Origin of the sequence: Rothia sp. HMSC065B04, assembly GCF_001812285.1 — a bacterium.
Classification (GTDB): Bacteria; Actinomycetota; Actinomycetes; order Actinomycetales; family Micrococcaceae; genus Rothia; species Rothia mucilaginosa.
On the sequence record NZ_KV808408.1, the window covers coordinates 365,542 to 377,323 of the forward strand.

Annotated in this window: 8 protein-coding genes and 1 pseudogene; 7 read left to right on the forward strand and 2 right to left on the reverse strand. The window is 60.0% G+C overall.

Annotated elements, in window-relative coordinates:
- Positions 1 to 400 (forward strand): annotated as a pseudogene (locus HMPREF2845_RS04795) (peptide ABC transporter ATPase); the annotation flags it as partial.
- Between the two features lie 592 nt (positions 401 to 992).
- Here HMPREF2845_RS04795 and HMPREF2845_RS04800 read toward each other — a convergent pair.
- A complete protein-coding gene (locus tag HMPREF2845_RS04800) occupies positions 993 to 2,261 on the reverse strand; it encodes a DUF349 domain-containing protein (protein ID WP_044150409.1) in 1,269 nt (422 codons plus the stop codon).
- 302 nt (positions 2,262 to 2,563) lie between these two features.
- Between HMPREF2845_RS04800 and hisS the strand changes: the two genes are divergently transcribed.
- Positions 2,564 to 3,925, forward strand: a complete 1,362-nt coding sequence (hisS, locus tag HMPREF2845_RS04805; protein ID WP_049350086.1) for a histidine--tRNA ligase — start codon at positions 2,564 to 2,566, stop codon at positions 3,923 to 3,925.
- A gap of 267 nt (positions 3,926 to 4,192) precedes the next feature.
- On the opposite strand, the gene HMPREF2845_RS04810 is transcribed toward hisS, so the two are convergent.
- A complete protein-coding gene (locus HMPREF2845_RS04810; RefSeq protein ID WP_246824599.1) occupies positions 4,193 to 5,149 on the reverse strand; it encodes a DUF559 domain-containing protein in 957 nt (318 codons plus the stop codon).
- A gap of 407 nt (positions 5,150 to 5,556) precedes the next feature.
- Here HMPREF2845_RS04810 and aspS point away from each other — a divergent pair, with 407 nt between their 5' ends.
- The 5 genes from aspS to rpsD all read left to right on the forward strand — a co-directional run bounded on the left by aspS (position 5,557) and on the right by rpsD (position 11,612).
- Positions 5,557 to 7,329, forward strand: coding sequence for an aspartate--tRNA ligase (gene aspS, locus HMPREF2845_RS04815; protein ID WP_044150411.1), 1,773 nt, complete (start codon positions 5,557 to 5,559; stop codon positions 7,327 to 7,329).
- A gap of 192 nt (positions 7,330 to 7,521) precedes the next feature.
- Entirely contained in the window at positions 7,522 to 8,049 is a 528-nt protein-coding gene (locus HMPREF2845_RS04820) for a P-loop NTPase family protein (protein WP_070634028.1), read from the forward strand.
- Between the two features lie 106 nt (positions 8,050 to 8,155).
- Positions 8,156 to 8,590: a D-aminoacyl-tRNA deacylase gene (gene dtd / locus HMPREF2845_RS04825; protein ID WP_049327228.1), complete on the forward strand. Its 435-nt coding sequence runs from the start codon at positions 8,156 to 8,158 to the stop codon at positions 8,588 to 8,590.
- Between the two features lie 164 nt (positions 8,591 to 8,754).
- Complete coding sequence (locus tag HMPREF2845_RS04830) at positions 8,755 to 10,251, forward strand: replication-associated recombination protein A (protein ID WP_070634029.1); 1,497 nt, start codon at positions 8,755 to 8,757, stop codon at positions 10,249 to 10,251.
- A gap of 728 nt (positions 10,252 to 10,979) precedes the next feature.
- On the forward strand, positions 10,980 to 11,612 hold the full coding sequence (gene rpsD, locus HMPREF2845_RS04835) for a 30S ribosomal protein S4 (protein ID WP_005505914.1): 633 nt from the start codon (positions 10,980 to 10,982) through the stop codon (positions 11,610 to 11,612).
- Positions 11,613 to 11,782: the final 170 nt, after the last annotated feature.

Consider the following 11,782-nt stretch of genomic DNA (forward strand, 5'->3'; position numbering starts at 1 on the left):
CAAACCGGTCACCACCTACCCTCGTGAGCGTCCGAGGCAGACGGATACCAGCTACGCCTACCAGCGGTCTGGTAACTTCCACGCGTACGCGACCGTGCATTACACGGCTCGTTTCCGTGTGGATGGTGGCCCGTGGCAGATGATGGAGGTGACCCCGCAGGCAACCAGTGACCCGTTGCTGATCCGTGTGTGGTGGGTTGATGTGGGACGCGTCGGCGGCACCTGCGATGAAGACGATACTCGTTGGGGCTGCAAGAATGACCCGACGATGGGCAAGAAGGATAATCCGAACCCGCGTCTGCGCAAGGCCGACATCCGTACCGGTCAGCGATGGCACCTGAACGACAGCGGTGACGGGGACACGGAGTATTCGTTGCACCGCGACTGGCCCGACATGTAAGCCACTTCTGACCCAATATATAGATAACCGCAACAGGCGGCCCCGAATGTTTGAGCATCCGGGGCCGCCTGCTTTTATGTGTCTAAAATTTCGACCATAGGTTAGCGTCTTTGGTCGTAGTTAAAAGCCATGGTCAAAGACGCTAAACCATGGCACAAATTCTGCGAAGGCGACACCTCAGCACCGGTGAAAATCCGGTCATGACTTAGCAATTTCAGTCATGACTTAGCATCTTTGGTAATGGTTAAAACCCCAACCCAAAGTCACTAACCCATTACCGAAAAAGCTAAACCATAACCGACTCCCGCCCATCTACCTGACGCATCCGGGGCCGCCTGCTTTTTAGACAGAGGTTTTCGATAGGTTAGTGCCTTCGCCGTGGGTCTTTAACCCGCATTAAAGTCACTAACCTATCGAAAATCCATGAACCCGGTGCGCCCTCCATCTGCATCGGGTGGGGGGGCGCGAATATAACCCCCGCAGACACGCAGAAGCCACATGTGTTTCGAGAAGCCACCAAAGAAGTGGCTTTTCGAAACACATGTGGCTTCTCGGCGTTAATTAGACCGTTATTTAGACCGTCGGCTAGACCCTAGTTGCCGAAGCCCTGCAGGGTTGCTGCCCAGGCGCGGCGCGCCTCCAGAGCTTCCTTAGCCTTGGCGATCTTCTTGGAGTCGCCGCCCTTTTCAGCTGCTGCGAGCTCTGCTTCCAGTTCGGCGAGGGAGTCCTCGATCTGTGCGAGCAGGGAGTTCGCGCGTGCCGCCTTGGCGGGGTCGTTGCGCTTCCACTTTGCCTCTTCGGCGCCGTTGATTTCGTCCTGAATACGGCGCAGTTCGCCGTCGACGCGGCGCAGGTCGTTGCGGGGTACGCGGCCTGCCGCATCCCAGCGGTCCAGGATCTTCTCGAAGGATGCCTTTGCTGCCTCGATGTCTTCGACGGGCAGGAGTGCGCGTGCTTCTTCGAGCAGTGCTTCCTTGACCTTGAGGTTTTCGGCGTAGACTGCGTCCTGCGCTGCTTCGGCTTCGTTGCGGGCGTTGAAGAACACGTCCTGTGCCGCGCGGAAGCGTGCCCACAGCTTGTCGTCTTCGCGACGGTGGCCGCGGGGTACCTGCTTCCAGGCGCGCATCAGGTCGCCGTATACGCGGGAAGTCTCAGACCAGTCAGTCGAGGTGGACAGCTCTTCCGCACGTGCAATCAGCTCTTCCTTGGCGCGCTTGATGCGTGCGTTGCGGTCGTCGAGCTGAGAGAAGTGTGCGCGGCGGTTGCGGTCGAAGGTGGTGCGGGCTGCACGGAAACGCTTCCACAGCTCGTCCTCTACGCTCTTTGCCAGGTGAATTTCGCGCTGTGCCTTCTTCCACGCTTCGAACAGTTCGTTCATGCGGGAGTGGGAGTTCTTCCAGTGGATCTGGTCGGGGTCCTGGCCGGCGATCTGCTCGGCTTCCGCGACGATTTCTTCGCGGACGGCGAGGGCGCGTTCACGGTTTTCGGTGCGTGCCTGCTGCTGCTTTTCGCCGAGTTCAGCGATCTGCTCTGCGAGGGAGATGAGGCGCTTCTGCAGGCCGGAGTAGTCACCGACCATGTTGCGCACACCAATCTGTGCACCGATGGAGGTGATGCCCTTCTGCAGGTCTGCGGCGGGGGCGTTGTTGGCGAGGCGGGATTCGAGCAGGGCAACCTGCGCCTCGACGTTTTCAAACTTGCGGGCGAAGTAGCTGAGCGCTTCTTCTTCGGAGGCGCCGGGCAGCTGGCCTACGGCGTATTCTTCGCCGTCGACAATGACGAAGACGTGGCCGTCCTCGGAGACGCGGCCGTACTGGCGTGCCTTTTCGAGGTTTACAGTGTCGTCGGGTTTGGTAGTCACCGCTATAACTCTTTCACTCGGGGGTGCTGGGGGTGGGGCGCCTTTGCGCTGTTCCCCGTGGTGGGCACCCGTTTGGGTGTGCGTGTGCACCTCCTAAGCATAGCCTCTGTGGGGTGTGTGTGAGTAGTGTCTGGTCGTGTTGTGTTGTGGGCGAACCTGCCGGCTGCGGGTTTGCGCGGGTTTGTGTCGGGTGAGCTGGGGGAGTGGGTGCTGTGCTGGGGCGGGTGTTGGTATGATGGGTAGATATGCCCGGAGGTGTTCCGGGGTTTTGTTGTCGAGTTCTTTGTCAAGGAGTATCGCGTATGGCTCGCAAGGCTTCGCTGTCTGGTTTTCCCGAGTATCTTCCGGCTGAGCGGTTGGTTGAGAATCATGTTCTGGACACTTTGCGTGAGACTTTTGAGTTGCACGGTTTCTCCCCGATTGAGACTCGTTCGGTAGAGACTATTGAGCAGCTGCTGCGCAAGGGTGAGATTGACAAAGAAGTTTACGCAATTTCTCGCCTGCAGGAGGACGAGGCTGCGAAGGCTAAGGAAAAGCTGGCTCTGCACTTTGACCTGACCGTGCCGTTTGCCCGTTACGTGGTGGAGAACGCCGGTTACCTGAATTTCCCGTTCTCGCGTTACCAGATTCAGAAGGTGTGGCGTGGTGAGCGTCCGCAGGAGGGCCGTGCCCGCGAGTTCACTCAGGCTGATATTGACGTGGTTGGCGACGGTGAGCTGCCGTTCCGTTACGACGTGACCTTGGCGCTGGTTGTTGTTGATGCGCTGTCGAAGCTGCCGATTCCTGAGTTCAAGCTGCGTGTGAATAACCGCAAGCTGGCTGAGGGTTTCTATCTGGGCTTGGGTTTGACTGATACTGCGGCTGTTCTGCGTTCTATTGACAAGCTGGAGAAGATCGGTGCTGAGCGTGTGGCTGAGGAGCTGCAGGCTGAGGCTGGTGCGAGCGCGGATGCTGCCGCTGCCGCCTTGGAGCTGGCGCAGATCCGCACTGAGGATGCTTCTTTTGTGGAGCAGGTGCGTGCGCTTGCGGCTAAGTATTCGGTGGAGCATGAGCTGCTGGATCAGGGTCTTGCTGAGCTGGCTGAGGTCATTGAGGAGGCGGCTCGCCGTGCGCCGGGTAAGGTGCTGGCTGACCTGTCGATTGCTCGCGGCCTGGACTACTACACCGGCACCGTGTATGAGACTGTTCTGGTTGGTCACGAGTCGCTGGGTTCGATTTGCTCGGGCGGCCGTTATGAGTCGCTGGCGTCGAACGGTAAGAAGACGTACCCGGGTGTTGGCCTGTCGATTGGTGTGACTCGTGTGGTGGCTCGTATTCTGTCGCAGGGTTTTGCGCAGGCGAGCCGTAAGGTGCCTTCGGCTGTGTTTGTTGCCCTGACGAATGATGAGGGCTGGTCGGCCGCGAATGATGTTGCAGATGCGCTGCGTGCCCGCGGCATTGCCTGCGAGGTGTCTGCGAATGCGGCGAAGTTCGGTAAGCAGATTAAGTACGCTGAGAAGCGCGGCATTCCGTTCGTGTGGTTCATTTCGTCGGATGAGTCGGGTGCCCCGGTTCACGAGGTGAAGGATATCCGTTCGGGTGAGCAGGTTGCTGCTGATCCGGCTTCGTGGATGCCGCCGGCTGAGGACCTGCACGTTCAGATTGTGCGTGCTGAGGGCCTGTAAACATTAGGGGCCTGTCATTTTAGGGCCTGTAATCCCTGCGGTGTTTGGCCGCTGTAATATCTGGCTGCTGTAGTAATTTGGTTACTGTAGCCTGCATATGGATGTGTACCCGCCTGGTGGGGAGGATTGACCTCCCTGCCGGGCGGGTCTTTTGTGTGAGCCCAGATTTTCGATAGGTTAGTGTCTTCTCGATAGGCTAGTGTCTTCGCCGTGGGTCTTTAACCCGGGGGGAAGACACTAACCTATCGACTGAGGCGTTTCCTCGCTTTATCTCAAGAGTAGTTTCCGCAGGTGGGTGATGACTTCCCGTTCTTTCTGAAAGATGTCTGCCCACGTGAGGTGCACGACCGTCCAGCCGGCGCGGGCTAGGGCACGGTCGCGGGCGGCTTCGTAGCGGTCCCTGCCGGGGTGGTCCACGTATTTCTGTTCGCCGTCGAACTCGAGAATGACCCGCGCCTCGGGCCAGGCGAAGTCCACTCGATAGTTACGGCCCTCGCATGAAATCGGGTACTGCGTTACGGGGAGGGGCAGCCTGTGCTCCATGAGTAGGCACCGGGTGAGGCTTTCACCGGCCGACTCGCTGGATGCATCCACCGCCTGCGCAAGGAAAGGCCCTGCGGAACCGCCGTACCCGGTGAGGCTCAGTAGAATCTCGGTTACCTCGTGGGGCTCCATCAGTCCCCGCCGCATGATGGAGTCAGCGAGGACTACCGCCTCCCGAAAGGGCATGCTGCGCGTGCAATCCTGCAGCGTGCGAGCCACCGTCGTAACCATGATGGATGTGCCCGGCAACCTGGTGGCTTCCTCAGGGGTAATGGCGGTTTTATGTCGGTGAATCCGTTCCCGGTCCGTGGCGCAGTGACTGCGGCTGTACGCGTCCAGCATCTGTGGAACGGTCAGCAGGTCAAGGCCCCACAGCACCGCAGCTGATTCGTGTGAAAATACTCCCTGAAACCCCACGAGGTCGGCGGCGATGCATCGTACCGTGAGCCGCTCTTCGGGGGTGAGTGCTTGGGCATTGCGGGTGTAAATATAGGCTCCTCGCTGGATACGTTGCAGAGACCCTTCCGCCACTAGCTTGCGAATGCGTTTTGGCCCGATTCCTCGCAGGTTGAGCATCTGGGAGTTCAGCACGAATGGGTGCAGTTCTGGGGCGCGGGTAGTTTCTGGTGTAGCCGGTAGTACGTTTGGGACGCGTTGCCACGGAATAGTTGCTGTGTTCATAGGCTTTATCCTGGCAGGCTGTGTGAGGTTGTGGGGCTTGTTCGTGAAATCTGTGGATAACTTCGCGGATTCTACCGAAAAAGTGTTTGCCCACAGGCATGCGGAGTGGATTCCCCGGTAATACTTCGATAGGTTAGCGGCTTTTCGATAGGGTAATGCCTTCACCCCGGGTTAAAGACCCACGGCGAAGACACTAACCTATCGACCGCAGACACCCACGAACCTGCCGCCCTACCCGCATCCCGCCTCCGCACCCCATTTTCTGGTGCCTGACTTGCCCCGACCCGCCATCGACCTGCCCGGAGGGGATACAATATATGAGGCGCACGCAGTGTGCGCATATCATCAACCGCGTGTACCCGGCTACTGTCTATAGTCGTGAGGTGCCCGCTATGAAAGGAATGTCTGTGCTTCGCACTCACACCAACGGCGAGCTGACCGCCGCAAATATTGGAGAGACTGTTACCCTGACCGGTTGGGTGGCTCGCCGCCGCGACCACGGTGGTGTCGCTTTCGTTGACCTGCGTGACCGTGAGGGTGTCACCCAGTGTGTTTTCCACAATGAGGCTGATTTTGAGCACCTGCGCAACGAGTATGTGCTGCGTGTGACCGGTCTGGTGACTAAGCGTCCGGAGGGTAATGAGAACCCGAACCTGGCGACCGGCGAGATTGAGGTTGAGGTGTCCGCCGTTGAGGTGCTGAACACTGCCGCTCCGCTGCCTTTCCAGATTGACGAGCACGTTGAGGTGGGTGAGGAGGCGCGCCTGCGCTACCGCTACCTGGATCTTCGCCGCCCGGAGCCGGCTCGCATCATGCGCCTGCGTTCGGACGCGAACCGTGCGGCACGCAACCTGCTGGCTGAGGATGGCTACATTGAGGTTGAGACCCCGACCCTGACCCGTTCCACCCCTGAGGGTGCGCGTGACTTCCTGGTGCCGGCTCGTCTGGCTCCGGGTTCGTGGTACGCTCTGCCGCAGTCCCCGCAGCTGTTCAAGCAGCTGCTGCAGGTGGGCGGTATTGAGAAGTACTACCAGATTGCTCGTTGCTACCGTGATGAGGATTTCCGTGCGGACCGTCAGCCTGAGTTCACTCAGCTGGACATTGAGGCGTCGTTCGTTGATCAGGAAGACATCATTGAGCTGGGCGAGCGCATCGTTGAGGCCGTGTGGAACCTGATTGATGTGAAGGTTCCCCGCCCGATTCAGCGCATGACCTACAAGGATGCGATGGAGAAGTACGGTTCGGACAAGCCTGACCTGCGTTTTGGTCTGGAGCTGACTGAGCTGACCGAGTACTTCAAGGACACCACTTTCCGCGTTTTCAAGGCTCCTTACGTGGGTGCTGTTGTCATGCCCGGCGGTGCTTCTCAGCCTCGCCGTACCCTGGACGCTTGGCAGGAGTGGGCGAAGCAGCGCGGCGCTAAGGGCCTGGCTTATGTCCTCATTCAGGAGGATGGCGAGCTGACCGGTCCGGTGGCTAAGAACATTACTGACGCTGAGCGTGCTGGCCTGGCTGAGGCTACCGGTGCGAAGCCCGGCGACTGCATCTTCTTCGCTGCTGGTGAGGCTAAGGCTTCCCGTGCGCTGCTGGGTGCTGCTCGTGTTGAGATTGGTCACCGTACCGGCCTGATTAAGGACGGCGAGTGGTCCTTCGTGTGGGTTGTTGACGCTCCCATGTTCGAGTCTTCTGCTGAGGCTACTGAGTCCGGTGACGTGGCTCTGGGTCACTCCGCGTGGACTGCTGTGCACCACGCGTTCACCTCCCCGAAGCCCGAGTTCATGGATACTTTCGACACCGACCCGGGTTCGGCTCTGGCGTACGCTTACGACATTGTCTGCAACGGTAACGAGATTGGTGGCGGTTCGATCCGTATTCACCGCCGTGACGTGCAGGAACGCGTGTTCGCTGTGATGGGCATTGGTGAGGAAGAGGCTCAGGAGAAGTTCGGCTTCCTGCTGGATGCGTTCAAGTACGGCGCACCGCCCATGGGTGGTATTGCATTCGGTTGGGACCGTATTGTGTCTCTGCTGGCTGGCGTTGATTCGATCCGCGAGGTTATTGCGTTCCCGAAGACCGGTAATGGTTTTGATCCGCTGACTGCGGCTCCTGCACCGATTACTCCGGAGCAGCGTAAGGAAGCCGGCGTTGATTTCAAGCCGAAGAAGAAGGACGAGGAGTAATCTTCTCTAGTCTTTGGTCGTGTGCCCTGTAGGGGGTGCGGGCCTGTGCGGCGTGAACCCGGCGGGCGTTGAGTTGTGCCGGGGTCGCCGTTGAGGGTGGGCTGTGTATTCTGCTGGTGCAGGGTCGCAGCCCACCTTTTGTATCAACTGGCGTGCGTGCCGATTTGTGTACTATCCAAGGGGGAGGGGAGCATGCGTATTCTGATTGCCGGCCCGAGCGGTAGCGGTAAGACGACGTTTGCGGCGCGGTTGGGGCGCCTCCTGGACATTCCGCACACGGAGATGGACTCGCTGCACTGGGGGCCGAACTGGACCCCGCGCCCTAGCTTTGAGGCGGATGTTCAGGCGCTCATTGAGCGGCCTGCGTGGATTACGGAGTGGCAGTATCCGCAGGTGCGCGGCCGCCTGCTGGAGCGTGCGGATGTGGTGATTTACCTACGCTATAGCCGTGCGTTGGTCATGTGGCGTGTGGTTCGCCGGACGGTGCGCCGTGCGGTGACGGGTCAGAGGCTGTGGGCTGATAATGTGGAGCCGCCGCTGAAGAATATTCTGCGCGACCCGGACAACATGATTCGGTACACGTGGAGGAGCTACCCGCACGTCGGGGAGTTGCTGGCGGAGGCTCGCGGGCAGCATCTGCAGAAGCGTTTTATTGAGTTTCGTACCCCGCGGGCGGCGAACCAGTTTTTGCGTGCCGTGCAGCTGCGCGGTGTGCTCTGAGGCGGTTGCCTCTAGAACTGCGGCTCCCCTAAACCAGCCGCCGAGAGTGGCGTCGAAAGAGATGTATGAGCCCGGTGAAGGCCGGCTCCAAGTTGAAAGGTGAACGATGCGAGTAGTTATTCAGCGCGTGACCCGCGCGGCGGTGCGCGTGGCGGGTGAGACGGTCGGCGCGATTGAGCAGCCCGGCTACCTGGTGCTGGTCGGTATCACGCACGGTGACGGTGCGGCGCAGATTGCGAAGCTTGCCGATAAGACCGCGAACCTGCGCCTGCTGGAGGGGGAGAAGTCCCTGCTCGATGAGGGCGCACCCGTGCTGGCGGTCAGCCAGTTCACCCTGTACGGGGATGCGAAGAAGGGCCGCCGCCCCTCCTGGTCTGCCGCTGCGCCCGGCGCGGTGAGTGAGCCGCTGTTCAACGACTATGTTCAGGCGCTGCGTGAGCGTGGCCTGCACGTGGAGACCGGCGTGTTCGGTGCGGACATGCAGGTGGAGCTGGTCAATGACGGCCCGGTGACCCTGATTCTCGATAGTGAGACCCTCTAGGCCGGCGCTTTCGATAGGTTAGTGGATTGTCCCGGGGTTTAAAACCCACGGCGAAGACACTAACCTATCGAAAACCCGTGTGGTGTCACGCCGCGAGCTAAATCCGCAACTGTATATCCACATCCCGTACCCGCCTCCAGATTGTGAAACGATAGAGTAAGACTATGGCTGATTCCCTATTTGATCTTGAGCTGCCCGACGACGGCGACCGCGTGAGCCTGATTGGTGCGCCCGCCGAGGAGCCAACCTCCTCGCGCGCCTCGATGCCGCGTGCGCATTCTGCGCGTTCGGCGTCTCGTGCACCGTTGGCGGTGCGGATGCGTCCGCGCACTATTGATGAGGTTCTCGGCCAGGAGCATCTGCTGACTCCGGGTGCGCCTCTGCGCGTGTTGGCGGGGGAGAATGCCGGCCCGGCTGGCCCGTCCTCGGTGATTTTGTACGGCCCTCCGGGTACGGGTAAGACCACCCTGGCCCATGTGATTGCGCGCGCGCCGGGTCGTAAGTTCGTGGAGCTTTCGGCGATTACTGCGGGCGTGAAGGATGTTCGCGCGGTCATGGATCAGGCGCTGCTCGACCGCGACATGTACGGCACGACCACCGTGCTTTTCCTGGACGAGATCCACCGTTTCACGAAGGCTCAGCAGGATGCGCTCCTGCCCGGCGTGGAGAACCGCTGGGTGATTCTGGTGGCGGCTACGACGGAGAACCCGTCGTTCAGCATTATTTCGCCGTTGCTCTCGCGCTCGCTGCTGTTGCGGGTTCATTCGTTGGAGCAGTCCGATATTGAGCGTCTGATTGATCGTGCGTTGGCTGATCCGCGCGGTTTTGATGGTGCGGCGGTCATTGATGAGGAAGCGCGCGCCCACCTCGCGGCGGTTTCTGGAGGCGATGCTCGCCGCTCCCTGACCTCGCTGGAGGCGGCAGCTGCGATTGCGTTTAGCGAGGCTGAAGCTGCGGGAAATGCCCCTGCAGAAACTGGCCCGGCAGAAACCGGTGCCGAAGAGGCCGAACCTACCGCGCCCGTGCGCATCACCTTGGCGCACGCCACGGAGGCGGTGGACCGTGCCGCGATCCGCTACGACCGTTCGGGTGATCAGCACTATGACGTGGTGAGTGCGTTCATTAAGTCCATGCGTGGCTCTGATGCGGACGCCGCGGTGCACTACCTGGCGCGCATGTTGGAGGGCGGCGAGGATCCGCGTTTCGTGGCGCGTCGCATCATGATTTTGGCGAGTGAGGATATTGGTCTGGCTGATCCGCAGGCGTTGCAGGTGGCGACGGCTGCGGCGCAGTCGGTGGCGCTGGTGGGCATGCCGGAGGCGCGTATTATCCTCTCGCAGGCGGTGATTTATTGTGCGCTCGCGCCGAAGTCAAACGCGGCGTATAACGCGATTAACCGCGCGATTGCGGATGTGCGGGCGGGTGCTTCGGGTCAGGTTCCGGTGCATTTGCGTGATGGTCATTATGCGGGGGCTGAGCAGTTTGGTCACGGCGTGGGGTATGTGTATGCGCATGATGAGCCGGGGCATGTGGCGGCGCAGCAGTACCTGCCGGATACTCTGCGCGGTACGGTTTACTATGAGCCGACTCAGCATGGTTTTGAGCGTACGTTGACGGAGCGTCGTGAGCGTATCCGCAGGATTCTTGACGGCGGCAACTAGCCACGCTGGCTCACCACCCAAACCAGCCGCGCAGATTCATCGCCCAAACCAGCCCGCGCGCGGATTCATCATGCAAGCTAGCCACCAAACTAGCCGCGCGTGAGGGCTCGCCGGGCAGCTTACCGCCCCGCCTAAAAGAGGGTAAACAGAAAGCGGTGCGTAGTACCTCGGTAGTACTGCGCACCGCATCAGAGTTTTGAGTTGTGATAGACGTCTTGACTGTCGGCCAATCCCGGAAGGGCGGAGGTCAAGCTTGTTATGGTCTCTAGTCTAGGCGATATGGGGGTCTGATTCAAGCTATTCCCATAGATTCACAGGTTAAAAATAACGAAATGATTACAATCCAACATCTCGGCGCCGCAATTTTTTGGGGAAGGTGCACCTAAATAGCGCTGACGGGTGCAAATATTTTCTGTTGGGGTCGTGTGGGTAAGTACTAAAAACCCACATGCACCGTGATTTGAACCAAAGATTCCCCAAAAGGCTGGTAAAGCCGGGGCGCATCCGGTAAGCTTGACGGGTCTGGCAATTACTGTGCCCGCATCCGTGCGTGCGTCAGTAATGTAGCTGCGGGGTACTCTGCCCCGAGCTCTCCGCCCCACCGCCGTACAGCAACGACCGAACCGGTCGCGTACGGATCCCGGCGGGGTCAACCGAGGAGGCCAGTATTCAACAGACCGAGGCCCCACCCGTGAGGGTGCAGGAGCCTCACATATGAAAGGTAGATTGTGGCTAAGCACAACCGCACCCGCCGTACCGTGCGTCAGTCCCGTGCCCTGGGCATTGCACTGACCCCGAAGGCAGAAAAGTACCTCGAGCGTCGTCCTTACGGCCCCGGCCAGCACGGCCGTGCCCGTAAGAAGGCTGACTCCAACTACGCTACCCAGCTGAAGGAAAAGCAGCGTCTGCGCGCTCAGTACAACATCCGCGAGGCACAGATGCGCCGCGCATACCTCGAGGCAAAGCGTACCGAGGGCCAGACCGGTAAGAACATGGTCGAGCTGCTCGAGACCCGCCTCGACGCTCTGGTTCTGCGTGCAGGCTTCGCCCGCACCATTGCACAGGCACGTCAGATGGTTGTTCACCGTCACATCATGGTTGACGGCGTTCGCGTGGACCGCCCCTCGTTCCACGTCAAGCCCGGCCAGCTGATCCACGTTCACCCCAAGGCTGAGAAGACCACCCCCTTCCAGGCTGCGGCTGCAGGCGAGCACCAGGCAGTTCTGCCCGAGGTTCCCGCATACCTGAACGTTGAGATCGAGAAGCTGCACGCAAAGCTTGAGCGCAAGCCCAAGCGCGAAGAGATCCCCGTGATCTGCGACGAGCAGCTGGTCGTTGAGTACTACTCGCGTCTGGCATAATCTCGATTTTTCGAGAAGCAACCCGTCCTGCACCGTTCGGTGGGGGCGGGTTGTTCCCGTTTAACGCGCGGGTTTTTGGGGTATATACACTACAGGGCAGTGGTGCCGCTGAACCTGTGAATCTTCCTTCGCTGGGAGTTTCATGAGAGTTTAGGGGGCGCTTGAAGGAT